Genomic DNA, 25228 nt, shown 5'->3' with positions numbered 1-25228 from the left:
GGCGGCCATCGGAGGCCTGGCTGGGGTCGGATCGGGGTTAGAGGACGGGGAAGACCGTCATGCCGCCGAGGTACTTCTGCAGGGCGGCGGGGACGTTGACGGAGCCGTCGGGGTTCTGGTGGTGCTCCAGGATGGCGACGATCCAGCGGGTGGTGGCCAGGGTGCCGTTGAGCGTGGCGACTGCCCGCGTGCCCTTGGGCGCGCCGTCCTCGTTCAGAACCCGTTCCCGGATGTTCAGCCGGCGCGCCTGGAACGTGGTGCAGTTCGACGTCGAGGTCAGCTCCCGGTATGCGCCCTGGGTGGGGACCCAGGCCTCACAGTCAAACTTCCGGGCCGCGGAATTGCCCAGATCGCCGGCGGCGGTGTCAATGACGCGGTACGGGAGCTCGCACTTGGCCAGCATCTCCTCTTCCCATGCCAGCAGGCGGGCGTGCTCGGCGGCAGCGTCCTCAACCGTGGTGTAGATGAACATCTCCACCTTGTTGAACTGGTGGACCCGGATGATGCCGCGGGTGTCCTTGCCGTGCGAGCCCGCCTCGCGCCGGTAGCACGAGCTCTGGCCCGCATAGCGGATGGGGCCGGCCGAAAGGTCCAGGATCTCGTCGGCGTGGTAGCCGGCGAGGGCCACCTCCGAGGTGCCCACAAGGTACAGGTCGTCCTCGGCGAGACGGTAGATCTCGGCGTCGTGCTTGACGTCAAAGCCGGTGCCCTGCATGGTTTCCGGGCGGACCAGGGTGGGCGTGATCATGGGGACGAACCCGGCGTCGATCGCCTGTTCCATGGCCATCTGGAGCAGCGCCATTTCCAGCCGGGCGCCGACGCCGCGCAGGAAGTAGAAGCGTGAACCGGAAACCTTCGCCCCGCGTTCCATATCGATGGCCCCGATCAGCTCACCGATCTCGAGGTGGTCCTTCGGCTCGAAGTCGGGGAATTCGCGCGGCGTGCCCACCGTCTTGACCACAATGTAGTCGTCCTCACCGCCGGCCGGGACGCCGTCCTCGATCAGGTTCGGGATGGTCCGGAGGAGTTCGTCCTGGGCGGCCTGGACGAGATCGGCCTCGGCCGATGCCGCTTTGACGGAGGCCGCCAGAGCCTTGACCTCGGCGAGGAGGGCCTGCTTTTCCTCGCCCTTGGCCTGCGCGACCTTCTTGCCGTACGCATTCTGCTCGGCCCGCAGGTTCTCGAACCGGATCAGGGCTGCCCGCCGGGCCGAGTCCCCAGCGATGATCGCGTCCACCGCGGATTCGTCGGCGCCTCGGGCGCGCTGGCTGGCACGGAACTTGTCCGGATTTTCGCTGAGGTCTTTTACGTCGATCACCAGACAAGAGTATCCAATCCGGTCACGGTTGCCCGGCAAGCCGGCCTGCATGCGCTGGCGGGATACTGTTGGATCACAATGCGCGACTGGCTGCTCTACCTCGTCATCGCTGGGGCCCTGGTCTTTGCCGTCTCCAGCTGGTGGGGGGTGCGCCGGCTGAAGGCCAAGCACACCCGCCGTGCCGTGTGGGAGGAAACCCACAGCCCGGGCCCGGGCCGCCAGAAGGTGGCCGTGGTCCTGAACCCCATCAAAGCCAAGTCTGCCGAGGCCCGGGGCCTGATTGAGGCAGCGTGCGCGGCGGCCGGCTGGCCGGCGCCCCGCGTCTTTGAAACCACCGCAGAGGATCCCGGCTTCTCGCAGGCGCGGGCTGCGGTGGCCTACGGGGCCGACGTCGTCCTGGCCGGCGGCGGCGACGGTACCGTGCGTGTGGTGGCGGAGGTCCTCGCCGGGACGCACACCGCCATGGGCGTGATCCCGCTGGGCACCGCAAACCTCTTGGCCCGCAATGTGCATCTGGAGGTCAACGACCTCGCCGGCAACGTGCAGGCCGCCCTGTTCGGGCACCAGCGGTTCATCGATACGGCGCGGCTCACCCTGGAAAATTCCCTCACCGGGGAGTCAGCGCAACACACGTTCCTGGTGATTGCGGGCATCGGCATGGACGCCGAAGTAGTCAGCGACACCCTTGACGGCCTGAAGAGGGCGGTGGGCTGGCTGGCGTACACGGAAGCCGGGGCCAGGCACCTTCTGGGGCGCCGCAAGAAGGTCTCCATCGCGCTGGATGGCCAGCCTGAGCAGGCCCGGAAGATCCGCAGCGTCCTGTTCGCGAACTGCGGCCTGATCCCCGGGGGAATCGACTTCATCCCGCAGGCCATGATCGATGACGGGATGCTGGACGTGGTGGTGATGAGCCCGCGCAGTGCGATCGGCTGGCTGGCCATGTACACAAAGATCGTCCTGAAGCACAAGAAGGACCTGCCGGTCATGACGTATTACCGGTGCGGCAAGATCACCATCCGGTGCCCGGAACCCATGCCCACCCAGGTCGACGGCGATCCTTCCGGCGAGGCCACGATGGTCACCGTCGAGGTGGACCCGGGATCCCTGCTGGTGAGGGTAAAGGACGGCGCCAAAGGCCGCTAGGCCGACGGCGGCTGGAGCGCGCCAGGAGCGAGGGACTAGGCGCTGGCGGCCTTCTTGGCCTCTGCCGCCTTCTTCGCCTCGGCCGCAGCCTTGGCGGCCCGGGCTTCGGACTGCTCACGGATCATTGCCTGCTCCTCTTCGAAGCGCAGGCGGTCCGCGCGGTCGGCGTCGTCGCCGTCCCAGTCCTGATTTTCAGCTGTCGGCTTGGGATTGACAATCATTCCCTGGCCGTCATTTTCTGTGCTGGTGCCTGACATGACCCGCTCCCTCCCGTAGGGGAATTCCCCAATATGGATCAGGTAAGCATACGCACAGTTGGGAGGGCGTGGAAGTGCGCCCTATGGCATTTGCCTACGCTCTGGGCGAAGCCCCCGGGGTATATTCCGGCACAGCAGATGCGCCGCCCAGTATGTCTTTCACCCACGCATGCGCGGCGCGGAATGCCTGGTCGGAGGTGTGCGGCGCGACGCTGGTCCGGTGGCCGTCGGCACGCTGGTAGGACCCGAGGAAGCGGGTGGCCGGGCTGATCCGGTGAAGACCTGCGAGTGCGTCGGCCACCCGGGCGTCGGCGACATGGCCGTCGGCGTCAATGCTGAAGAAATAGTGGCCCAGGTACTGCCCGGTGGGCCGGGATTCGATCCGGCTCAGGTTTACGCCGCGGGTGGCGAACTGGTCCAGGATCTCCATCAGCGCACCCGGCCGGTCCTCGGGCAGCGGCACCACGACAGTGGTCTTGTCGGCTCCGGTGGGGGCCGGCAGTTCGCCCGGGCGGCCCACCAGCACGAACCGGGTGACGGCTCCGGGGTTGTCGCCGATGTTTTCCGCCAGCACCTTCAGGCCCGGCTGCTCGGTGGCCACGATCGGGGCGCAGATCGCGGCGTCGTAGTGGGCGCCGTCGCCATCCAGCAAGCCCATGGCGGCAGCGGCGGTGGAAGAACCGGGAATGTATTCCGCATTGGGAATATTGGCGTCCACCCAGAGCCTGCACTGGGCCCAGGCGTGGCCGTGGGTGGAGAGGCGCCGGATGTCCCCGAGCGCCACGCCGGGCCTGGCCACCAGGACGAAACTGATGGGCACCAGAGCCTCCCGGAGGATCCGGAGTTCCTGGCCGGTGGCGATGGCGTCGAGGGTGGCGGTGACCCCGCCCTCGACCGAGTTTTCGATCGGTACCATGGCCGCATCGGCGGAGCCGTCCCGCACCTTGTCCAGCGCCGTGTTCACATTCGAGGACGGGATGCGGATGGCCTCCGCCGCGTCCGGGACCTGCATCAGGGCCGCTTCGGTGAAGGTGCCCTCGGGTCCGAGGAATGTGTAGGTGAGCGTCGGTACGGGCATCAGTTCTTCCTTCTTCAGTTACAGGACAACCGGTTTGAGGCCGTTGTCGGACACCAGCGGCATGCCGGTCTCAACCCACTGGTCCATGCCGCCGGCCACATTCACGGCGGAATATCCCATTCCGACCAGCCACTGGGTGGCCCGGAAGGAGCGGCCGCCGGTGCGGCAGATGACGTAGACGTCCTCGTCCGGGTCCAGCTCCTCGATCCGGGCCGGCAACTGGTCCATGGGAATGTGCAGGGCACCCTCGGCGTGGCCCGCAGCCCACTCATAGTCCTCGCGGACGTCCACGATCTTGGCACCATCGGGGATGCCAGACACGCTTACGCTCTGGAAGTCGCTCATGTTGACCCTTTCCGCAGAATTCAAGCTCCGATCCCAGCGTATCCCCCGCCGCTGGCACCGCACCCCCGCTGGCGGCACGTTACGCTTCTGGGGACCGCAAAGGAGACCTCATGGCTGCCGAACACCCCGCGGAGCGGCCGGTCCGCGGCCCCCGCCACGGGACATGCCCTCCCCTGGCCGCGCGCGCTGGGCATGATGCCAACGTGTCCTTCCGCCGGACCCAGGAATGGGCATGTCCCCCGGGCAGCCGGCCCGCGCGGCCCCACGTACGGCCGGAGCCCCGCCTCCTTGGCTGAAATCCACGAACTCTCCGCCGTCGAGCTCCGCGATGCGCTCCGTTCCGGCGAGCTGTCCGCCAGGGCCGCCGCCGATCATTTCCTGGACCGGATCGAAGCCGAGAATCCGCACCTCGGTGCCTTCATCACGGTCACCGCGGAACAGGCGCGGAAAGACGCCACGGCAGCTGACCGGCGCTACGCCCTCCGGAGCCGGAACGGCGGCGCCTTGCCCCTGCTGCATGGAATGCCGGTCGCCTTCAAGGACCTGACGGATGTGGCAGGGGTCGTCACCACGCATGGAAGCGCGGCCCTGGAACGCAAGCCGGCCTTGGCCGACGGCGCAGTTCCCGCCGCGCTCAAGGCCGCCGGGGTCCTCTCGCTGGGCAAGACACAGGTCCCGGAGTTCGGCCTGACCGCCTACAGCGAGAACCGGATCGCCCCGCCGTCGCGCAATCCGTATGCACTCAGCCGCAGTTCGGGCGGCTCCTCGGGCGGCAGTGCTGCCGCGGTGGCCGCGGGGCTGTTGCCGTTCGCCCCCGGGTCCGACGGCGGGGGCTCCGTGCGGATCCCGGCCGCGGCATGCGGACTGGTCGGGTTGAAGCCCGGACGTGGGCTTCTGCCGGCCGGGGAAAGCTCAGGCGATCCCGCGCAGCTCGTGGTTGCCGGACCGCTCGCCCGCTCCGCCGCCGACGCCGCGCTGCTGCTGGATGCTCTGGTGCCGGGCCCGGACAATCAGGGTGCGGGCGAACAGGGTGCGGGCGAACAGGGTGCGGGCGGTCCGTGCATGGGCGGCCGGGCGCACACCAGTTATCTCGAACTGACCGCCAGCGAGCCCCGACCGCTGAGGATCGGCATAAGTCTCGACAGCCCGTGGCAAGCGAAGTTTCCCTTCATCCCGGACAGTGAGGCGCTCGACGCACTCGCGGACGGCATCTCGCGGCTGGAGGCGGCGGGGCACGAGACGATGGAAGCCGCGATTCGCTACGACAACCGCTACCCGGATGCTTTCACCACAGCCTGGACGGCCGGCATTGGCAGCGCGCGCATCTCGCCGCAGCGCGAGGCGCTCCTGACACCGCTCACCAGGACTTTCCGCCGGCGGGCACAGCAGCGCAGTGCAGCCAAACTTAACGAATCCCTCGGGTTCCTCCGGCAGTTCCAGCAGGACACGATTGTCCAGTACGCCCAATGGGACCTCATAGTGACGCCGGCCCTGGCGCAGACACCCCGTCCGGTGGGCTGGTTCACGGGCGCGACCCACGGCGGAGGCTACTGGCCGGCCGCGGAATGGGCGGGCGACGCCGACGGCGACTACCGCAAACAGTGCGAGTACGCTCCATGGTCATCCATGGTCAACGTTTGCGGGCTGCCGGCCATCAGCATCCCGGTGCACTGGACCGGCGGCGCCCCTGGTTCCGGCCTGCCGATGGGCATCCAGGTGATCGGGCCGATGGGCTCCGAGGGGCTCCTGCTGCAGGTGGCCGCCGAATTGGGCTTCTAGCCGTGGACCCGGCACTCACCCGTGGGCATGCCCACACCTGACGCCGCGCAGGGGACATGTCCGGAACTCACATCGGGCACCGGACATGTCCGTCCTCCACCAGTCGGGACATGCCCATTCCGCACGCCGCGCAATGGACCCGCCCGCCCCTGACGCCGCGCTATGGACATGTCCAGTGCTCATCACGGACATGTCCGCCCGTAGCCGAGGCGGGTGGACATAATGCCATCATGTCCACGCCCGGGCGCCAAGAATGAGCATGTCCCCCGGTGAGGCCCAGGAACTCAACCAACTCGCCCTAGACGGACCGCAGCCCTACCCGCGGAAGTAGCCCGCAACGTCGGCGATGATCTGCACCGAGCCGCTCGAGGTATTCGTGATCTTGACTTTGCCGTCCGGCCCCACCGGGACCACTGCGAGGTTAGCAACCGCCTGACCACGCTGGTAGGAGAGGTTCGAGGCGTTCGGAGTGGTCGAGCCCGAGGCGAACGCAGTGAGGTATCCGATGGACTTTGACTCGGTGACGGTCAGGTTGACTACTACGGCGGCCACGGTGGTGGGTATCCCCTTGACGCCGCGCACGTGGATAGTGACTGAGCCGCCCGCCGCGACGGGGCCGGAGGTGACCCGCGTGTCCAGGAACCGCATGGGGCTCCAGGCTCGCAGGGCGCCTACCTGTGTAGGTTTTCCGGGTAGGAAGTACCCGGTGACGTCTGCGATCATCTGTGCCGATCCGGACGACGTATTTGCCACCGTCACTTTCCCGTCGGTCCCGACGGGAACCACAACAACGTTGGACACGGTCTGTCCCGCGGAGTAATTCAAATTGGAAGTGCTCGGCATCGGGGACCCCGTGGCGTAGGCGGTCAGGTAGCCGAGCGACTTCGTCCCGAATGCCGTGATTCTCAGGACCACCGCCGAGGCATTGGCCGGGATACCCGTCGTGCCGCCGGCTTTGAAGGACACCGTCCGTCCGCCGGCGACGGCCCCGGAGGAGGAACCCGTGTCCAGCAGCCGGGTGGGCTTGACTGCACTGAAAACGCCCGGCGCTGTCGGTGTGCCGTCATGGAAGTACGCAGACACATCGGCGATCAGATGCACGGTCCCGGACGAGGTGTTGGTCAGGGTCAGCCGGCCGTCGGTGCCAAGCGGGACCATGGCGAGGTTGGAAACAGTCTGCCCCGCAACATAGTTCAAGTTCGAGGTGCCCGGTTTGGATGTCCCGGAGGCATAGGCGGTGATGACGCCGGACGACGTCGCCGAGGTCACCGTCAGGTTCACGGCGACCGCGGACGCATTCGCCGGTACGCCGCGGACGCCGGCGACGCGGAAAGTTACCGACTTGCCCGCTGCCAACCGGCCCGGCCAAATCCTGGTGTCCAGGAATCGTGTTGGGTCGATGGCGATGGCCCGGCCCGCACAGTTGGGCACGCTGAGGGCCGGTGTGGCGATGGGCGACGCCTGGGTGTTCGCGATCGCCTGCCAATACGCGGCAAGAAATGCCCGCCCCAGGTATTCGACCCCCGTCCGCGAGAAGTGGGTGGAGTCCCCCGGGTTCAGGGCGCAGGCCATCGATGGCGCGAATCCTGTATAGGCCACGCGGTCTGGGGTTTGGTAGTGGCTCTTGTCCACGTTGGCCCGGCCAGGCACACTCGCTATGCTTTCCGGCGACATGCGTCCCACGACAAAGGGCAGCTTCGGCGCGGACAGCCGACTGCGGAAGAAGGCAATGAGTCGGTCCAGGCTCGCACTGTATATGGCGGTGGTTGTGGCGGAGTTACTCTCGCCCTGGTGCCACAGGATCCCTTTGAGGTCCACCGCGTACCCGGCCGCCTTCGCCGCCGCAATACCGCTCAACGTCTGCTTGACCGCCAGCGCGGGCAGGTCATAGCCCGGCGCGGAAGCCGCCCCGACTGACCAGGTCAATGTCCCCGGCGCTGCCGTGAATGCGGTGTCGCCGTGTGCCGCGGGGATGATGAGGACTCCGACGTCGGCGGGCTGGGTCTTCAAATACTCCCGGGCCATCGTCGTCGCCGGAGAAATGCCGCTGGGGGTGTCGAGCATGTCAAGCGGGACGGAGGCCGAACGGAACGTGCGGGTTTTCGCTCCGTACTGGAAGATACGCGGGTCTGCCGCCGTGTCTGCCAGGCCGAGGACGGGAACGCCCCGCCCCGACATGTTCGATTGACCGACCGCGAGAAAGACGTGAAGAGTGGTGATGGCCTTTGCGGCCTGCGCCGGCACCATGCCCGCGATCATCAGCACGCATACCGACAGGCCGATCAGCAACCGGTGAAACCGCCGGCCGTGGACCGACGTCGCAGACCTTCCCGGCGGTTCCGGGGCCCAGTGCCACCGGGGCAACAGCCGCAGGATAGAGGCCGTTGTTGAGGAGGGCACTGTCATCACTGCCGGCTCTGCCGCGTCCGGGGGACGGCAGAGCTTTCCCCAACCAGCCATGGTTCACACTTTGGCGCAGTCACCTTGAGGTTTTCTTGCCCGCGGCGGTGGCTGGCTGCCCTACGCGAAACCGCCCGCCCCCAGCCACCCCAAGCCCGCGGCCGCCGTCGGACCTCCCCAGCCCCCAAATGGACGCTGGCGGCGGCAGGCGGCTATCGTTCACTCAAACCCGACCAGGCCGCGAAAGAGGATCGATGAAGATCACCGGTGCAGTACTTGAGGAAATCGGCCGCCCCCGCCCCTTCGCGGAGTCCAGGCCGATCAGCATCTCCGAGCTGGAACTGGCGGCTCCCGGGCCCACCGAGATCCTTGTCCGGATGGAGGCCGCCGGAATCTGCCACTCGGACCTGAGCGTCGTCGACGGCAACCGGGTCCGGCCCGTTCCCATGCTACTGGGCCACGAGGCCGCGGGGCGCATCGTGACGGTCGGTTCCGGCGTCACGGACCTGCAGCCCGGCCAGCGGGTGGTCATGTCCTTCCTGCCCCGCTGCGAGAACTGCGCGAACTGCGCCGAGGACGGCCGGCTGCCCTGCACGGCAGGTTCCAAGAGCAACAACGACGGGACCCTGCTGCACGGATCCCGTCTCCTGAGCCGCGACGGCGAGCCCGTCCACCACCACCTTGGCGTCTCAGGCTTCGCCACCCACGCCGTCGTGGACCGCGCTTCCGCCGTGCCGGTCGACGACGACATCCCCGCGGACATTGCGGCAGTGCTGGGCTGCGCTGTGCTGACCGGCGGCGGCGCGGTGCTCAACGCGGCCCGGCCCCGCCCGCAGGACAGCATCATGGTCGTCGGCCTCGGAGGGGTGGGCATGGCGGCGCTCATCACCGCCGTCTCGCAAGGAATCTCGCGGATTGTCGCTGTGGACACGCTGGAGCAGAAACTCGATCACGCCCGCCGCCTCGGCGCCCACGAGACATACACCCCGCAGCAGGTCCTCGACGCCGGGGTCAAAGCCAGGTTCGTGATCGAGTGCGCGGGAAATCCCCGCGCGTTCGAGACCGCGTTCGCCGCCACCTCCCCCGGCGGCACCACCGTCACGGCGGGACTGCCCTCCCCCGAGGCCCGCGCCCAGCTGGCGCCGCTGACCGTCACCGCCGAAGCCCGGACGATCGTGGGCAGCTACCTGGGCTCCGCCGTCCCGTCGCGGGACATCCCGAGATACGCCCAGTTGTGGCGGGACGGGAAACTGCCCGTCGAGGAGCTGATCTCGGACCGCATCGCCCTGGCCGATATCAACCGGGCCATGGACCAGCTGGCGGACGGCCTCGCCATCCGGCAGATCATTATGTTCGACGCCGGCGAGCCCGCCCAGGAGCCCGCCGGCGAGCCCGTCTAGGACACAGCCGCCCAGCCCGGAACGCCCCGCGAAACCGGCGGAAAGAGAGGCAAAACACGGCCGCGGTTGCTTGCCTCGGGCCTGCTCGAATGTGACAATCGCGCGTCACAATGTCACCATTAAGTAAATGAGCACAACTCATTTATCCAATCCCCCCGCTATAACGCCGGGCGATCCCTCGTTACGTCCCCCCACCAAGACACCGGGCGACACCTCGTTTTTTGGCCACCCAAAGATGCTGGCCAGCCTTTTCTCCGTAGAGATGTGGGAGCGCTTCTCCTTCTACGGAATGCAGGGGATCCTCCTTTACTACATGTACTTCACGGCTGCCCAGGGTGGCCTTGAGATTCCACAAGCTTTGGCGGCCGGCCTCGTCGGCGCCTACGGCGGCGGCGTCTACCTCTCCACAATCCTCGGCGCCTGGCTCGCGGACCGGCTCTTCGGGTCCGAGCGGGTGCTGTTCGGCGCGGCCGTCCTGATCATGGCCGGCCACATCGGGCTGGCACTCGTGCCCGGCATTCCCGGCCTGATCGCCGGACTGGTGCTGGTGGGCGTCGGCTCCGGCGGCCTGAAGGCCAATGCCACCGCCCTCGTCGGCAGCCTGTATGGGGAGAAGGACGAACGCCGCGACGCCGGGTTCTCCATCTTCTACATGGGCATCAACGCCGGTGCGCTGATCGGCCCGCTGGTCACCGGCTGGCTGCAGGAAAGCCAGGGCTTCCACTGGGGCTTCGGCGCCGCCGCCGTCGGCATGGCCATTGGCCTTGTCATCTACTCGCTGGGCCGCAAGAAGCTGCCCGAAGAAGCACACCGGGTACCGAACCCGCTCCCGGCCGCCCAGCGCACCCGCTACGGCCTCGTCTTCGCCGGCATCGCCGTGATCATCGCAGTGCTGCTCGTGACCGGCACGGTGAACGCCGAAAACCTGGCCATGTCCATGGCCTACGCCGCAATCGGCGCGTCGGTGCTGTACTTCGCGCTGATCTTCAGCAGCAAGAAGGTCACCCCCACCGAGCGCGGACGGGTCGCAGCGTTTATCCCGCTGTACATCGCCTCCGCGGCGTTCTGGGCCCTGTTCCAGCAGCAGTTCACCTTCATCGCCGTGTACTCGGAGGAGAAGCTGGACCGGAACCTGTTCGGCTGGGAAATGCCTGCCGCCTGGGTCCAGTCCATCAACCCGGTGTTCATCATCATCTTCGCCGGCATCATGGCCGCCCTCTGGACCCGGCTCGGCCGCAAGCAGCCCGGTTCGGCCCTGAAGTTCTCGATCGGCCTGTTCGTGATGGGCCTTGCTTTCCTGGCGTTCATCCCGCTGGCCGGCGGTGGCAAGACCCCTCTGCTGGCTCTGGTTGGAATCCTGCTTCTGTTCACGCTTGCAGAGCTGTTCCTTTCCCCCATCGGCCTGTCTGTGACCACCAAGCTGGCGCCCAAGGCCTTCCACACCCAGATGGTGGCACTGTTCTTCCTCTCGGTGTCCCTGGGCACCACCCTGGCCGGCATCCTGTCCGGCCTGTACAACCCGCAGGACGAGCTGCCCTACTTCATCGGCATAGGCGGAACCGCAATGCTGCTGGCTGTGGGCCTGGCGGTCGCCTCACCGGCGATCAAGAAGCTCATGGGCGGCGTACGCTGACCCGATGAGCACCGCACATCGCGTTCCGGTTGCTTCGCGCGTCTACACCCCCGCCCCCGGCGAGGCGTCCGACGTCGAACTCATGCCGGCAGGCGATGTCACCGACGGCGTGGTGCGGGTTGGCGGAACCATCCGCCGCCCGCACCAGCCGCAATCCCTCGCCGTCGCCGAGTACCTCGACTGGCTGGACGACGCCGGTTTTGCGGGCTCCCCCCGCTTCCTCGGCCGCGACCCGCAGGGCCGGGACGTCCTGACCTTCGTGCCGGGAGACTGCGCCGGGACGCCGCCGGAATCCTGGGTGCAGTCCGAGGACCTGCTGGCCTCCGTGGCCCGCCTGGTGCGGCGTCTGCACACCGCGTCCGCCGGCTTCGTGCCGCGGGCCCACGCGTTTCCGCCCCGGCCGGTCCGGCCAAACCCCGCCGACGCCGCCGGACTCATCTGCCACCTGGACGTGACACCCCAGAATGTGGTGGTCCGGGGCGGCCTGGCCGCGGGACTGGTGGATTTCGACCTCGCCGGACCCGCCACGGCACTTCACGATTCGCTCAACACCGCCATGCACTGGGTGCCGCTCCGCGACCCGTCAGATAGGTGGCCGGGCTGGGAAGACCAGAATCCGTTCCGCCGGCTGCGCATCTTCGCCGATGCCTACGGCTGGAGCGAGGATGAACGACGCCGGCTGCCCGGCGCCGGGATCGACGCCGCGGCGCTCAGCTACGAGCGGATGCGGCACAACGCCGCCGCCCTGGGCGGCGGCTGGGCGCGGATGTGGCAGGAGGGCGTGGGCGGCCAGATCAACCGCCGGCGCGCTTGGCTTGAGGCCAACGCGAAGCCCCTGGTGGCTGCGCTGACAACCTGACCAGGCGCGGCTCCGGCGCCACAGGGCAGACCTAGGCTCCGTACCCGCTGTTGCGCGCGGTGCCGATGACCAGTCCAAAAATGACCAGGACCAGGATGGTGACGGCGATGCCCACGTAACCCATCACCAGGCCGGCGATCGCCATGCCCCGGCCGGCCGGTTCGCGCCGCAGGGCCATGTGCCCCAGAATCACGGCGGCCAGCTGTGGGAGCAGGAAGAATCCGAATCCCACCAGTACCGAGATGCCGCAGCACATGCTGGCGATGCTCAGACTCTTGGGCGACGGCGGCGCGCCGTAGTACGCGGGCTGGCCGTAGGCGTTGGGGCTGCCCGGCTGGGCATACGGCGACGGCTGGCCATACGGGGCGGCCGGCTGGCCGTAGATCGGGGGGTACGGGCTTGAGTACTGGCCGCGGTCAGGTGCCGCCTGTCCGGTATAGGGCTGCTGCCCGACGTGGGGCTGCTGTCCGACGTGGGGCTGCTCGCCCGTGTCGGGCTGCTGGCCAGTGTGAGGCTGCTGGCCTGTGTGAGGCTGCTGGCCCGGGTAGGGCTGCTGCGGGGATTCGGGTTGCGCGAACTGCTGCGTCGCCGACGGTCCCTGGTCCTGGCCGGCGGGTGGTGCCTGCCCCGGCGGAACGTCGGGTTGCTGGTCCGGGAGGCGCAGGGTCGGCTGGTAGCCCTCCGGGGTCTCGTCTTTGCCTTGTTTTGGCTGTTCAGTCATGGCTTGTCCCCTCAAGAAGTCTCTGGATCCAGAGTACCGCCGCACGGTTGGCTTGGGACCGGGCCTATTGGCTGGTTTTCTTTCGTCACAGGAGCGGGTTTGGCGCGAAACCGTGTTGCACCCCGCCCTCGTCTGGCATGCTGGTGCCATGGCTAGCCGCGCGGGCACAGTTGCCCAACCCCAAGACCTTGTTGACCTCACTGCGCTTTTGGATGCGTACTACGACGTTTCGCCGGACCTTTCGGACCCGGGCCAGCGGGTGGCCTTCGGCACCTCCGGGCATCGGGGATCGAGCCTGAAGGCGTCCTTCAACGAACCCCACATCCTCGCCATCACGCAGGCGATCGTGGAATACCGGGCAGGCCAGGGCATCACCGGCCCCCTCTACATGGCCAAGGACACCCATGGCCTGAGCGAGCCCGCACAAAACTCCGCCCTCGAGGTGCTGGCCGCCAACGGCGTGCACGTCCTCATCGACGCCCGCCACGGCTACACGCCCACCCCTGCCCTGAGCCACGCCATCCTGACGCACAACCGCAATGCCGCCCCTGGCGCGCCGCAGGCCGACGGCATCGTGGTGACCCCCAGCCACAACCCCCCGGGCGACGGCGGATTCAAGTACAACCCTCCGCACGGCGGCCCCGCGGACACCGACGCCACCGGCTGGATCGCCAACCGCGCCAACGAGCTGCTGGAAAACGGCCTGCGCGGCGTCAAGCGGATTCCGGTGGCCGAGGCCCTGGCCGCCGGGACCACCGGCAAGTTCGACTTCCTGAGCAGCTACGTCGACGACCTCCCGTCGGTACTGGATCTCAACGCGATCCGCGAGGCGGGCGTCCGGATCGGCGCCGACCCGATGGGCGGAGCGTCGGTGGACTACTGGGGCGAGATCGGTGAGCGCCACCACCTGAACCTCACCGTGGTCAACCCGACCGTCGACCCGCAGTGGGCTTTCATGACGCTGGACTGGGACGAGAAGATCCGGATGGATTGCTCCTCGCCGTCGGCGATGGCGTCCCTGATCAACCGCATGTCCGACGGCGCCAAGTTCGACGTCGCCACAGGCAACGACGCCGATGCCGACCGCCACGGGATCGTCACGCCGGACGGCGGGCTGATGAACCCGAACCACTACCTCGCCGTCGCCATCGATTATCTGTACCGGCACCGGACCGGCTGGAACCCGCAGTCCGTGATCGGCAAGACCCTGGTTTCCTCATCCATCATCGACCGCGTGGCCGAGAGCCTGGGCCGCAAACTTGTTGAAGTGCCCGTGGGCTTCAAGTGGTTCGTCCCCGGGCTGCTGTCCGGAGAGGGCGCCTTCGGCGGCGAGGAATCCGCCGGTGCCTCCTTTAACAAGATGGACGGGAGCGTCTGGACCACCGACAAGGATGGCATCCTGCTGGCTCTGCTGGCCTCGGAGATCACGGCGGTGACGGGCAAATCACCGTCGCAGCTGTACAAGGGCCTCACCGACCAGTTCGGCGACCCCGTCTACGCCCGGATCGACGCGGCCGCCACCCGGGAGCAGAAGGCAGCGCTGGGCAAGCTCTCGCCGTCGGACGTCACCGCGACCGAACTGGCCGGCGAAACGATCACGGCCAAACTGACCGAAGCACCGGGCAACGGCGCCGCGATTGGCGGCCTCAAGGTCGTTACCGAAAACGCCTGGTTCGCGGCCCGGCCCTCCGGCACGGAAGACGTCTACAAGATCTACGCCGAGTCCTTCAAGGGTGCCGAGCACCTCAAGCAGGTCCAGGCCGAGGCGAAGGCGCTGGTGGACGGGGTTATCTCGTAGTTCAGCCGCCGGTGGCCAACTCGGCGCGGTCCCTGCCAAGCGTCTTTGCCTGGTAGAGGGCCGCGTCGGCCGAGATCACTGCGGCGTCGAGGCCGCCCGGTCCGGCGCCGGTGGACGCGATGCCGTAGCTCACGGTGGGCAGCCGGGGAATGACTGCGGAGCCGGATTGATGGAGCCGGACGCTGATGTCGGCAGCGATTTCCCGTGCCCGGTCCGGCGTGACGCCAGGCAGCAGGAGGATGAATTCCTCGCCGCCGTAACGGCCCACGAGGTCGGTGGAGCGGACGGTACCGGAGCAGGCCCTGGCAAAGGCCTGCAGAGCGGAGTCCCCGGCCGAGTGGCCGAACTGATCGTTGATGGCCTTGAAGTGGTCCAGGTCCGCGAGGATGATCGATGCCGTGGTGCCGGTCCGGCGCAGACGGCGCAGTTCGTTTTCGGCGAGGTCCAGGAACGCGGAACGGTTGAGCAGGCCCGTGAGGCCGTCCACGGTGGCCCGTGCCCGGAGATCCTGGGTCTGCTGTTCGTAGCTCAGCTCGGCCATGGTGAAGGAAGCAACCACGAGTGTGATCGTCGAGAAGACGGTCATGGGGACGGAGCCGAACACCGACGTGAAGACGGCACCGTCCGGTCCGTTCGCCAGGAAAGCGACCAGGCGGCCAAGGTAGAACACGGCCAGGATGCCGGCGCCCACGGCGAGTGGACGGTGGACGCGCGAGTAGTCGCGCTCGAGCAGGAACAGCTCCCGGGATGCCAGGCCGATCAGCACGGCCATAAATCCCAGGTACACCGGGCCTCCCGCCCAGACGTTGGTGGCCGGGTGGTCGAGGAAGGAAGCGACGGCGGTGGCGGCAGGACCGGCCGCGAGCTGCCAAGGCCGGAGGGAGGGGGCGCGGAGGGATCGTCCGCCGGCCCAGATGCTGGCGGCACCGGCGACCAGCAGGACGTTGCCGGCAGGGATGGCCCACCCCTGCTGCGCCGTACCGTCCAGCAGGTACGCGGCGTTGCCGACCAGGAACAGCAGGAGCGCCATGCACCACCAGCCGCTGTAGTGCGACCGGGTGCGCCGGAACGTAATGAAGTAGAAAAGCATGAGCAGTGTGAGGTCGACAAGCGCCAAGGCAACCCGCAGTGTCGCGGCGTCAAGCATCATTTAGTGGTCCCCCCGGTCCGCTGTGATTTGCCCGAAATACTCACTTCGTCTTCGAATAACCCTCGAATAGCTGCCGAAGTTGACCCAAGTATGGCACCCGGTCCGCAGGAATCCAGCGCCGGCGTCGCGGATATGACGCCGGGCCCTCCCAAGACGCCGTTCTGGCGCCTCGCCTACGCCTGGCCGGCGGTCCACAACTTCAGGATCCGGCGCGTGGCGTGGCCGCCGTCGGGCGCCATGTCCACGAGCGCTATTCGGTCAAACGCGAACGTGTCGCCCTGCCGGAGCCGTTTGTCGCCGTGGTGCGAGACGTGCGGCCGGTACCCCTCCAGGGTGTAGGCAGGCGTGGAGATCCGGCCGGGCAGCTGATCCACGATCCGGACCAGCTCGTTGTGGAGGACCTGCAGCTCGTCGCTGGGTTCAATCAGGTTGACCGGGATTGACCCTGCGCGCCCGAACCCGGCTTCGCCGCCCACGCTGAGCCGGCAACCCAGGGCAGCGGCCACCGGGTCCGCCATGAGGGCGGCAATGTGGTCGGCGAGCGGATCTCCCGCGGCCGGCGGCGTGCCCGACGCGGGTTCCGCGCGGGTTTCCTGGCCGGGTTCGACGACGTCGGACTTCACGACGCCGGCCTTGACCACGTCGAACTTGACCAGGGTGAGATGCAGCGGCCAGTCATCCCGGGGAAACTCGAGCCCTTCGGCTACCGGTTCCACGAAGGCCACCGCGATCAGGTTCCGCATGGGAAAAGTGTGCCACGCCGCGGCGCCTCCGGGGTCGGGCGGGCGCCGCAAACTCACAGTGCCGGCGGCGACGGCGCGGACTAAAATGGGAAGTGGCCTTGGATGTGGGCCTTGCGCTGAACCGCAGAATCGCATCCCGCGTGCCTCCGGCCTGTCCCCCATGGTGCCGGAGGCACCTCCGCGGGAGGACAGTGCCGGAGGCACCTCCGCGGAAGGACAGCGCCGCAGGCACCTCCGCGGGAGGACAGTGCCGGAGGCACCTCCGCGGGAGGACAGTGCCGCAGGCACCTCCGCGGAAGGATAGCGCCGGAGAACGGCGCCGAGGGCTGTTAGACGGTGCGGACGACGTCCTCGTAGGCGAATTTCGGCTTGGCTTCGCCCCAGGCGTCTGCCCCGGGCTGGCCGATGTTGACCACCAGGAAGCTCTTCTGGCTCCCGTCGGGGAAGAACGCAGCGTCGATCTTGGCGAAGTCGGCACCGGTCATGGGACCTGCCGCGAGGCCCAGGGTGCGGACCGCGAGGATGAAGTAGCCGGCCTGCAGGTGGGCGTTGTTGTTGCCCGTGGCCGCGGCGAGTTCCGGCGCGGCGTCATACATGGCTTTGGGGGCGTTGTAGCCGGGAAGGAACGCGTCCCACTGGTCCTGCCACGCGGTGTCGTAGCTCAGGACCGCGACGAGCGGCGCTGATGCCGTCTTGGCGCGGTTTCCGGCGGCCAGCGCATCAACAAGCGTGGCGCGGGCTTCGTCGGAGCGCACGTACGTAACGCGCAGCGGCTGGGAGTTGAACGCCGTGGGGCCGAACTTCGTCAGTTCGTAAATTGCGCGGGCCTGCTCTTCGGTGACGTCGCCGGTGAAGGCGTTCGCCGTGCGGGCTTCGGCAAAGATGGCGTCGACGGCGGCTGCCTCGATTACTGCTTCATCGTGGGCGAGTGTCATGGGCATCCCTTTCGCTGGGCCGGCGCACTCTTGGGCGGCCGGCGTCTCCTGCTGTCAATAGTTGCAACTTCAACGGACGGCGCCTGCTTCCCGCTGCGCCCTGTGACCTCGGGCACACCGGCCCGGCCCGCAGCACGCCGGCCCGACGGGACGGCCGGTAAATGCTGCGCGGTAAAGTTGCTCGGGAAGATTCCTTCCCGCCCGCCCCACATTCTCTGAAAGGCTCCCGGCATGAGCATGCTCGGCACCAAATGGAAGCTCCACGGCAACGGCAAGTCCGTCCGCCCCGGTGAGGTCGTCAGGCCGGATGAGCGGCTCACCTGGCCCCTGACGGTAGGGATCGGGATGCAGCATGTTGTGGCCATGTTCGGTGCTACCTTCCTAGTCCCGATCATCACGGGCATGCCGCCAGCCACCACCCTGTTCTTCTCCGGCATTGGCACGCTCCTGTTCCTGGTCATCACGCAGGGACGGGTGCCCAGCTACCTCGGTTCCAGCTTCGCGTTCATCGCGCCGATCATGGCTTCCCAGCAGCAGTTCGGCGTCCCCGGGGCACTCGGCGGCGTGGTCCTGGCAGGCGCGACCCTCGCCGTCGTCGGCGCCGTAGTGCAGAAGTTCGGCGCCGGCTGGATCAACCGAGTCATGCCGCCGATCGTGACCGGCGCGATCGTGGCGCTGATCGGCCTGAACCTGGCACCCGCGGCGAAGGCCAACTTCGACCAGGCCCCCGTCACCGCCTTCATCACCCTGGCCGTCATCATCGTGGTCAGCGTGTTGTTCCGCGGCATGCTGGGCCGGCTGAGCATCCTGGTGGGTGTCCTGGTGGGCTACCTTGTTGCGATGATCCGGGGCGAGGTGGACTTCTCCAAGGTGGACAGTGCTGGGTGGGTGGGCCTGCCGCATTTCCAGACCCCCGAATTCCACCTGGGCGTCGTGGGCCTCTTCGTGCCGGTCGTACTGGTGCTGGTGGCAGAGAACATCGGCCACGTGAAATCCGTGTCCGCCATGACGGGGCAGAACCTCGACGGCGTCTCCGGCCGCGCGCTGCTGGCCGACGGCGCCGCCACCGTACTTGCCGGTCTTGGCGGTGGGTCCGGGACGACCACCTACGCCGAGAACATCGGCGTCATGGCCGCCACCAAGGTGTATTCGACGGCGGCGTACTGGGTGGCCGGCGCCTTCGCTGTGATCCTGAGCTTCTCGCCGAAGTTTGGCGAGCTTATCGCCACCGTCCCCGCCGGCGTCCTGGGCGGCGCGGCCACGATGCTGTACGGCATGATCGGCGTGCTGGGCGTGAAAATCTGGGTCCAGAACAAGGTGAACTTCTCCAACTCGATCAACCTGACCACGGCCGCCGTCGCCCTGATTGTCGGGATTGCCGACTACACCTGGACCATCGGCGACTTGAAGTTCACCGGGATTGCGCTCGGCTCGGCCGCGGCCCTGGTGATCTACCACGGCATGAAGGCGATCGCGAAGGTGCGCGGCACGGTGGCCGAACCGGAAACCGAAGATCCCACGCCGGCCGCGGCTTCGACGGCCGCGGTCAAGGCAGCCGTCAAGCGCTCCCCCAAGAAGCGCCGCTAAAGAACGCCGCCCGGAAGCGCGCGGCGAGCGGGCAATCCCGCCCGACGAGAAAGGCCGGACTCCGCCCAGGGGCAGGAGTCCGGCCTTTTCGCTGTCACGGCCGGCAGCGCCGGTGGCGGCGGGGCGCGACGGGCCCGGGACTAGCCGGCGTCGAAGGCGTCCTTGTCATCGTCGCGGTCCTTCGGCGACTTGTTCTCCGGCAGGTCCGTCCCGGAGCCGTCCGGCAGCCCCGCCGCGTCCTGTCCGGACTCAGAGGAGAAGGGCCGCCCGGCGTCGGGCTCTTCCGTGTTGGCGCCGTCCATCTCCGCTTCCGACGACGGCACTGCCGCCTCGGAATTCTCCGAGGCGTCCGGGTCGAAGCCGGGGGTTGCGCTGGCGTTTTCTGAACTCATTTGTTCCTCCGCTCCTCCGAAGCGTCCTGCTCCGGGTTCTCCTGCACTGTCTTGGTCTTCTGCACCGAACTGGCTCAGGTCCGGCGCGCCGGCCGGATACGTCTCGCCGTCGGGGCTGTCCTGGTTCAGCCCGGCGGCGTCGAAGGCCTCCTCCTCGCGGGGCTGGGCAAATTTCTTCCCATCGCCGCCCATCTCCTGCTCGGCGGTCGGCGTGCCGTAGCCGCCCGCTTCCTCGGTGACGGACTTGGGATCCTGCTGGTTTTCAGTCATGTCATTCCTCCTGGTACTGGAAACTGGTGCTGGAAATGGGACTAGCTGGCAGTGGACGGGTCCGGAGCGGGTTCAGAGCGGGTTCAGAGACCCTTGCCTCCGGTGACCGGAAGCACGGCTCCGGAAATATAGGAACCGTGGTCGGAGGCGAGAAGGACATAGGCGGCCGCGAGCTCCGCCGGCTGCCCCGCCCGCTGCAGGGGCGTGTCCTGGCCGAAGGACAGGAGCTTGTCGGGCCATTCGGTGGCCGGAATCAGCGGTGTCCAGATGGGACCCGGGGCCACGGCGTTGACCCTGATCCCCTTGGGTCCGAGCTCCTGGGCCAGGGCTTTGGTGAAAGCCACCTGGGCCGCCTTGGTCATGGCGTAGTCAATGAGTTCCGGGGACGGGTTGAAGGCCTGGATTGACGCAGTGGTGATGATCGACGCACCCGCTTCCAGATGCGGGACCGCGGCACGGGCCGTCCAGAGCAGGGAGTACAGATTGGTTTTGAAAACTCGATCAAACTCTTCGGTGGGCAGTGATTCGAAGCTCTCGCGGTTCTTCTGGTAGGCCGCGTTGAGCACCAGGACGTCGAGGCGCCCGAATTCGGCCAGCGTCGCCTTCACGATGTCCGCCGCGAAGTCCTCGCTGCGGCCGTCGCCGGGGAGCAGCAGGGCCTTGCGGCCGGCCTTTCGGATCCACTCGGCGGTGTCCTGCGCGTCGTCCTCTTCCTCCGGCAGGTAGGAGATGGCGACGTCGGCCCCCTCACGGGCGAAGGCGATCGCCACCGCCCTGCCGATCCCGGAGTCGCCGCCCGTGATCAGGGCAGCCTTGCCGCTCAGGGCACCGCTGCCGCGGTAGCTTTCCTCGCCGTGGTCCGGCTTGGGCTCCATGGGCGCGGTGAGGCCGGGCTGCTTCTGGACCTGTTCCGGGAACGGGCCGGAATGGTAGCCGGCGCGCGGATCGCGCGGCTGTTCGGGCTGCTTGGGCTGATCCTGCCGTTCGCTTGAGTCGCTCATAATCCGCCTAACTACGTGTCGGTTTCCAGGGATGTTCATCGGTCCCGTGTGGCCGGGGCCCGCTGAATCCATCCCGGCGAAGTAATCAGTTTCTACCTAACCACAATATCGTCAGCAAGCTTAGTACCAACTTGTTTTTGGCAACTCTCAAGCCTAGGTTGAGGGTGGGGCCGCGTGCTGCGTCGGGTTCCCTTGGTTTCAGGATTTGCGGAGGAGTACCGATGACTGGCCCAGTAGCGCCGAAGAACGACGGCAGGGACGAGTCCCTTGCCGAGCGGATGGACCGCAACTGGGTCGAACTGCTGCAGGAACTGCGCGTACTCCAGACCGGCGTCCAGATTCTCGCCGGCTTTCTCCTGACGCTGCCGTTCCAGTCGCGCTTCGAGACGCTCGATGACTACCAGACCCGCCTGTATCTCGCCAACGTCGTCCTGGCCGCCCTGACCACGGCCACGATCCTGCTGCCCGTGAGCGTGCACCGCCGGCTGTTCCGGCAAGGGCTGAAGCAGGCCCTCGTGAGCAGCGCGGACATCATCGTCAGGTTTTCGTTGACCGGGGTGGGGCTGCTGAGCGTGGGCACCACCTCACTCATCTTCGATGTCACCGTAGGCCGGACGGCGGGCGTGATCGCCGGCGTCGGGCTGCTCGCCGTGCTGGTGCTGCTGCTGGTACTTGTCCCTGCCTGGATCCGTCGACGGGCCCGCAAAGAGGAGTCGCTATGACAGACGTTTCACATGAGCGCCACACCGCGGGCGCGGGAACCATGGGCAAGTGGGTCAAGGAACATGGACTGCTTCTGGCCAATATCGGGCTGTTCGTCGTGTTTTTCGTCGGCATGGTCCTGAGCGGGGCAAGCACCTACAGCGACGAGCAGCAGGCCCACGGCGAACCTGCCGTGACCGTCCTGCAGTACCTTGGCACCGGGAACTTCCTGGAGGCGACTTTCGAGAACTGGGAGTCGGAATTCCTGCAGATGGGCATGTACGTCATCCTCACCGTCTTCCTGTTCCAGAAGGGGTCCTCCGAGTCCAAGCCGCTGGGCCGGACCGCCCCGCAGGACGAGGACCCCCGGCAGGCAAAGCTCAAGGAGTCCACGCCGTGGCCCGTGCGGCGCGGCGGCTGGGTCCTCAAGCTCTACGAACACTCACTTTCGCTCATGTTCCTCCTGCTGTTCCTGGCGTCGATCGCCCTGCACGCGGTTGGCGGCGCGGAGGACTACAACAGTGACCAGCAGGCGCACGGCCAGCCCACCGTGACGGTGCTGGGCTATCTGGCGACGAGCCGATTCTGGTTCGAGTCCTTCCAGAACTGGCAAAGCGAGTTCCTCGCCGTGGCGGTCCTGGTGGGCGCCTCGGTATACCTGCGCGAGAAGGGCTCCCCCGAGTCCAAACCCGTGGCCGAACCGCACTACGAGACCGGCGCCTAGACGGCAGGCCGGCCGGCACGGGCGTCAGGAAGGCGCGTCAGGCGCCTTCGAGGACCTGGCTGGTGACCCAGGTAAGGTACTTTGCGGCGTTTGCTACTGCGTCCTGGGGGCTGCCGGCGACGTCCAGCAGCTGCGCCGCGGCCACCACGCCGTGGCGGGCAAGATCCTCCGGGGTGACGAGGATCCGGCCGGCCACCACGACCACCGGAATGCCGAGGGCCTGGGCGGCATCGGCGAGGGCGATCGGCGCCTTGCCTGTCAGCGATTGGCTGTCCATGGAGCCTTCCCCGGTGATGACCAAATCAGCCACCGCGAGTTTCGCGTCCAGCCCGGTGAGGCCGGCCACCAGCTCGAAGCCGCCTTCCAGGGCGGCCGTGCTGAAGGCCAGGAACGACGCCGGGAACCCGCCGGCCGCCCCGGCGCCGGGCACGTTGACGTCCCGGCCGGTACTCTGGCGCAGGACCGAAGCCCAGTTGCGCAGGCCGGCGTCGAGCAGTTCCACCGCATCGGCGTCGGCGCCTTTTTGCGGTCCGAACACGTGTGCCGCGCCGTCACTGCCGAACAGCGGGTTTTGGACGTCGACGGCGATCCGGAACTTCACCCCGGCCAGCCGCGGGTCGAGGCCGCTGACGTCCACGGACGCGACGTCGGCAAGCGACCCTCCGCCGAGCGGCACCACGTTGCCGGCGGCGTCCAACGGCTTGAGTCCGAGGGCGCGGAGGGCCCCGCTGCCGCCGTCGCTCATGGCCGAACCGCCCACGCCCAGCACGATTTCCGTGGCACCGGCGTCCAGTGCGGCGGCGATCAGCTGGCCGCAGCCGTAGCTGTGGGCGCGCAGCGCGTTGGCCGGTGTGGGCTCCATGTGCGCCAGCCCTGAGGCCTGCGCCGTTTCAATCACCGCGGTGGCCCCGCCGAAAGCATCCGCCCGGATGGCCCACGCGGCACCGATCGGGGCCAGGATCGGGCCGACGACCGCGTTGAGCCGTTCCTCATAGCCGGCCGCGACGGCCGCCTCGAGGGTCCCTTCGCCGCCGTCGGCCACCGGAAACTGGATGGCGTCGGCCTCGGGGTAGACGCGCAGGGCGCCTTCGGCAATGGCCGCGGCGGCTTCGACGGCGGTGAGGGAGCCCTTGAACTTGTCCGGGGCGATGAGGATGCGCATGGCTCTATCCTGCCAGCCCGGCGGCCCCGGATGTTGCTCGCCTCGGTGCAGGGACAAATCCGCGCCACCGGGAGTAACCTTTCTGCCACACATATTCCAGCCCGGGCCCGCCCGGCAGAGGACGACGTTGGAAAGCAACGGATAGGGGGAACGGTGAGCCACTATGGACACGGCGTTCCGGGCGTGAGCGAGTTACTGCTCGTGCGGCACGGTGAAAGCCAGGGCAACGTTGCCGCCACGCTGGCTCAGCAGGCCGGCGCGCATGTCATTGACGTCCCGGCCCGGGACGCGGACGTCGGATTGTCGGACACGGGACGGGAGCAGGCGCTGGCCCTGGGCAGACTCCTCGCGGACTACCCGGACGGCCGGCGCACGCCAGTCTGGTCCTCGCCCTACCTGCGCGCACGCCAGACCGCGGAACTCGCCGTCCAGACCGGCGGCTGGCAAACATCTATCCTGATCGATGAGCGGTTGCGCGACCGTGAGCTCGGCATCCTGGACATGCTCACTTCGGCCGGGGTGGAAGCCCGCCTCCCGGAGGAGGCCGGCCGGCGGCGGTGGCTCGGCAAGTTCTACTACCGGCCCCCGGGCGGCGAGTCCTGGGCGGACGTCGTGCTGCGGCTTCGCTCGCTGCTCGCCGACCTCGACACCAGGCATCCGGGCGGGGGCGTCCTGTTGGTCTGCCACGATGCCGTGATCCTGCTCATCCGCTACATCCTGGAGGGGCTCTCGGAGGAGCAGCTGCTGGACATCGCGGCCGCGTCCACCATCCTCAACGCCTCCGTCAGCCGCTTCATCCGGCCCGGCGGCCGGGGGGAATGGCAGCTGGAGGGGTTCAATATGGCCGACCACCTCACGAGCGAAGGTGTCCCGGTAACCCAGCACTCGGGAGACGCCGATGTCCACCCCCGCTAACTCCCGGCAAGCGAAACGCCGCCCCCAGGCCGAGGCCGTCACCCCTGCTTTGCTGCGGGCCTGGCCGCTCCCCGACGGCGGCTCCGGAAAGGATGACCGCGGCTCCGTGCTGGTGATCGGCGGCGCGCGCAAGACGCCCGGAGCGGCGTTGCTCGCCGGCGTCGCCGCCCTCCGCGCGGGCGCTGGCCGGCTGACCCTGGCCGTGGCGGAGTCCGTGGCGGTGCCGCTCGCCATCGCCCTGCCCGAAGCCGGCGTCCTTGGCTTGCCGGAAACGACGGCCGGGACCGTGGTCGGTTCCGCCGCCGGGTCCCTGGCCGCCGAGCTGGAAACCGCCGACGCCGTCCTGGTGGGGCCGGGCCTGGACGACAAGGACCAGACCACGGCGCTGCTGCGCGAACTCCTTCAGGCCACCCCGGGCAGCCCGCCGTGCATTGTCCTGGATGCTTTTGCCCTGGCCAGCGTCCCGGAGCTCGAAGCCGAACTGGCGCCGTGGGCCGGCCGGCTGATCCTGACCCCGAACGTCACGGAGGCGGGCATCCTGCTCGGGCGGGAGGTCGAGGACCTGCACCGCCAGCTCCCTGAGGTTGCCGACAAATACGGGGCCGTGGTCACGTGTCAGGGGGCCATCGCAGAACCCCGCAGCACCGGCAGGGCTGCCACGTCCGGGGCCGGCCTCTGGGAGATCACCACAGGGCACAGCGGGCTGGGCACCTCGGGCAGCGGGGATGTCCTCTCCGGCGCCATCACCGGCCTCCGCGCCAGGGGAACGGGCAACGCGCAGGCCGCCTGCTGGGGAACGCATCTGCATGCTGCGGCCGGAGACCGCCTTGCCAGCCGGCTGGGCGGCCTGGGCTATCTCGCCCGGGAGCTCACCGACGAATTGCCGCCACTCATGATGGAACTCTCCGCCTGAGCG

Annotated in this window: 23 protein-coding genes; 11 read left to right on the top strand and 12 right to left on the bottom strand. The window is 68.1% G+C overall.

Annotated features, from left to right (window positions below; all coding sequences use genetic code 11):
• Nucleotides 1-37: 37 nt before the first annotated feature.
• Nucleotides 38-1318, bottom strand: coding sequence for a serine--tRNA ligase (gene serS, locus AC1DDH_RS04800; protein ID WP_476886759.1), 1281 nt, complete (start codon nucleotides 1316-1318; stop codon nucleotides 38-40).
• A gap of 78 nt (nucleotides 1319-1396) precedes the next feature.
• On the opposite strand from serS, the gene AC1DDH_RS04795 reads away from it, so the two are divergent.
• Nucleotides 1397-2461, top strand: coding sequence for a diacylglycerol/lipid kinase family protein (locus tag AC1DDH_RS04795; protein WP_230008895.1), 1065 nt, complete (start codon nucleotides 1397-1399; stop codon nucleotides 2459-2461).
• A gap of 35 nt (nucleotides 2462-2496) precedes the next feature.
• On the opposite strand, the gene AC1DDH_RS04790 is transcribed toward AC1DDH_RS04795, so the two are convergent.
• The 3 genes from AC1DDH_RS04790 to AC1DDH_RS04780 all read right to left on the bottom strand — a co-directional run bounded on the left by AC1DDH_RS04790 (nucleotide 2497) and on the right by AC1DDH_RS04780 (nucleotide 4141).
• Nucleotides 2497-2718: a hypothetical protein gene (locus tag AC1DDH_RS04790; RefSeq protein ID WP_018774949.1), complete on the bottom strand. Its 222-nt coding sequence runs from the start codon at nucleotides 2716-2718 to the stop codon at nucleotides 2497-2499.
• Nucleotides 2719-2812: 94 nt separating this feature from the next.
• Complete coding sequence (pheA, locus tag AC1DDH_RS04785; RefSeq protein WP_476954952.1) at nucleotides 2813-3796, bottom strand: prephenate dehydratase; 984 nt, start codon at nucleotides 3794-3796, stop codon at nucleotides 2813-2815.
• Nucleotides 3797-3814: 18 nt separating this feature from the next.
• On the bottom strand, nucleotides 3815-4141 hold the full coding sequence (locus AC1DDH_RS04780) for a rhodanese-like domain-containing protein (protein WP_223914713.1): 327 nt from the start codon (nucleotides 4139-4141) through the stop codon (nucleotides 3815-3817).
• 288 nt (nucleotides 4142-4429) lie between these two features.
• On the opposite strand from AC1DDH_RS04780, the gene AC1DDH_RS04775 reads away from it, so the two are divergent.
• Nucleotides 4430-5920 (top strand): amidase, encoded by a 1491-nt coding sequence (locus AC1DDH_RS04775; RefSeq protein ID WP_476954951.1) that lies wholly within the window; start codon nucleotides 4430-4432, stop codon nucleotides 5918-5920.
• 315 nt (nucleotides 5921-6235) lie between these two features.
• Here AC1DDH_RS04775 and AC1DDH_RS04770 read toward each other — a convergent pair whose 3' ends face one another.
• Nucleotides 6236-8167, bottom strand: a complete 1932-nt coding sequence (locus tag AC1DDH_RS04770) for a sialate O-acetylesterase (RefSeq protein WP_476856105.1) — start codon at nucleotides 8165-8167, stop codon at nucleotides 6236-6238.
• A 407-nt stretch (nucleotides 8168-8574) separates the two neighbouring features.
• Here AC1DDH_RS04770 and AC1DDH_RS04765 point away from each other — a divergent pair, with 407 nt between their 5' ends.
• From AC1DDH_RS04765 to AC1DDH_RS04755, 3 genes are all read left to right on the top strand, one after another.
• A complete protein-coding gene (locus AC1DDH_RS04765) occupies nucleotides 8575-9720 on the top strand; it encodes an alcohol dehydrogenase catalytic domain-containing protein (RefSeq protein ID WP_476954950.1) in 1146 nt (381 codons plus the stop codon).
• 127 nt (nucleotides 9721-9847) lie between these two features.
• The gene (locus AC1DDH_RS04760; protein ID WP_218670209.1) at nucleotides 9848-11353 is read left to right on the top strand and encodes a peptide MFS transporter; all 1506 of its coding nucleotides are present in this window, start codon (nucleotides 9848-9850) and stop codon (nucleotides 11351-11353) included.
• Between the two features lie 4 nt (nucleotides 11354-11357).
• Nucleotides 11358-12212 carry a phosphotransferase gene (locus tag AC1DDH_RS04755; protein ID WP_476886761.1) on the top strand — a complete coding sequence of 285 codons (855 nt, stop codon included), beginning with the start codon at nucleotides 11358-11360 and terminating at the stop codon, nucleotides 12210-12212.
• Between the two features lie 31 nt (nucleotides 12213-12243).
• Here AC1DDH_RS04755 and AC1DDH_RS04750 read toward each other — a convergent pair whose 3' ends face one another.
• A complete protein-coding gene (locus AC1DDH_RS04750; protein ID WP_476954949.1) occupies nucleotides 12244-12933 on the bottom strand; it encodes a DUF4190 domain-containing protein in 690 nt (229 codons plus the stop codon).
• A 148-nt stretch (nucleotides 12934-13081) separates the two neighbouring features.
• On the opposite strand from AC1DDH_RS04750, the gene pgm reads away from it, so the two are divergent.
• A complete protein-coding gene (gene pgm / locus AC1DDH_RS04745; RefSeq protein ID WP_243178293.1) occupies nucleotides 13082-14731 on the top strand; it encodes a phosphoglucomutase (alpha-D-glucose-1,6-bisphosphate-dependent) in 1650 nt (549 codons plus the stop codon).
• A gap of 1 nt (nucleotide 14732) precedes the next feature.
• Here the strand turns inward: pgm and AC1DDH_RS04740 are convergent, their stop codons facing one another.
• The 3 genes from AC1DDH_RS04740 to AC1DDH_RS04730 all read right to left on the bottom strand — a co-directional run bounded on the left by AC1DDH_RS04740 (nucleotide 14733) and on the right by AC1DDH_RS04730 (nucleotide 17559).
• Entirely contained in the window at nucleotides 14733-15881 is a 1149-nt protein-coding gene (locus tag AC1DDH_RS04740) for a GGDEF domain-containing protein (RefSeq protein WP_476849926.1), read from the bottom strand.
• A 173-nt stretch (nucleotides 15882-16054) separates the two neighbouring features.
• On the bottom strand, nucleotides 16055-16624 hold the full coding sequence (locus AC1DDH_RS04735) for a hypothetical protein (RefSeq protein ID WP_476954948.1): 570 nt from the start codon (nucleotides 16622-16624) through the stop codon (nucleotides 16055-16057).
• Between the two features lie 329 nt (nucleotides 16625-16953).
• Nucleotides 16954-17559, bottom strand: a complete 606-nt coding sequence (locus AC1DDH_RS04730) for a malonic semialdehyde reductase (RefSeq protein ID WP_476954947.1) — start codon at nucleotides 17557-17559, stop codon at nucleotides 16954-16956.
• A gap of 231 nt (nucleotides 17560-17790) precedes the next feature.
• On the opposite strand from AC1DDH_RS04730, the gene AC1DDH_RS04725 reads away from it, so the two are divergent.
• A complete protein-coding gene (locus AC1DDH_RS04725; RefSeq protein WP_476954946.1) occupies nucleotides 17791-19146 on the top strand; it encodes a uracil-xanthine permease family protein in 1356 nt (451 codons plus the stop codon).
• A gap of 140 nt (nucleotides 19147-19286) precedes the next feature.
• Here AC1DDH_RS04725 and AC1DDH_RS04720 read toward each other — a convergent pair whose 3' ends face one another.
• Together AC1DDH_RS04720 and AC1DDH_RS04715 are read right to left on the bottom strand one after the other, a co-directional pair.
• Nucleotides 19287-19808, bottom strand: a complete 522-nt coding sequence (locus tag AC1DDH_RS04720) for a hypothetical protein (RefSeq protein ID WP_476849929.1) — start codon at nucleotides 19806-19808, stop codon at nucleotides 19287-19289.
• A gap of 83 nt (nucleotides 19809-19891) precedes the next feature.
• A complete protein-coding gene (locus AC1DDH_RS04715) occupies nucleotides 19892-20809 on the bottom strand; it encodes an SDR family oxidoreductase (RefSeq protein WP_476886768.1) in 918 nt (305 codons plus the stop codon).
• 221 nt (nucleotides 20810-21030) lie between these two features.
• Between AC1DDH_RS04715 and AC1DDH_RS04710 the strand changes: the two genes are divergently transcribed.
• On the top strand, nucleotides 21031-21531 hold the full coding sequence (locus tag AC1DDH_RS04710; RefSeq protein ID WP_223914724.1) for a DUF6328 family protein: 501 nt from the start codon (nucleotides 21031-21033) through the stop codon (nucleotides 21529-21531).
• Nucleotides 21528-22235, top strand: coding sequence for a DUF6766 family protein (locus AC1DDH_RS04705; RefSeq protein WP_374208264.1), 708 nt, complete (start codon nucleotides 21528-21530; stop codon nucleotides 22233-22235). The genes AC1DDH_RS04710 and AC1DDH_RS04705 overlap by 4 nt, the downstream gene beginning before the upstream one ends.
• Before the next feature lie 37 nt (nucleotides 22236-22272).
• Here the strand turns inward: AC1DDH_RS04705 and AC1DDH_RS04700 are convergent, their stop codons facing one another.
• Nucleotides 22273-23397, bottom strand: coding sequence for a glycerate kinase (locus tag AC1DDH_RS04700; protein ID WP_230008670.1), 1125 nt, complete (start codon nucleotides 23395-23397; stop codon nucleotides 22273-22275).
• Between the two features lie 183 nt (nucleotides 23398-23580).
• On the opposite strand from AC1DDH_RS04700, the gene AC1DDH_RS04695 reads away from it, so the two are divergent.
• Together AC1DDH_RS04695 and AC1DDH_RS04690 are read left to right on the top strand one after the other, a co-directional pair.
• The gene (locus AC1DDH_RS04695) at nucleotides 23581-24312 is read left to right on the top strand and encodes a histidine phosphatase family protein (RefSeq protein ID WP_476849933.1); all 732 of its coding nucleotides are present in this window, start codon (nucleotides 23581-23583) and stop codon (nucleotides 24310-24312) included.
• Nucleotides 24296-25225 (top strand): NAD(P)H-hydrate dehydratase, encoded by a 930-nt coding sequence (locus AC1DDH_RS04690; protein WP_476849934.1) that lies wholly within the window; start codon nucleotides 24296-24298, stop codon nucleotides 25223-25225. The genes AC1DDH_RS04695 and AC1DDH_RS04690 overlap by 17 nt, the downstream gene beginning before the upstream one ends.
• Nucleotides 25226-25228: the final 3 nt, after the last annotated feature.

Source organism: Arthrobacter sp. 10T425 (assembly GCF_056393985.1).
The sequence above is the reverse complement of the archived record's forward strand: the minus strand, read 5'-3'. Positions and strand labels throughout refer to the sequence as shown.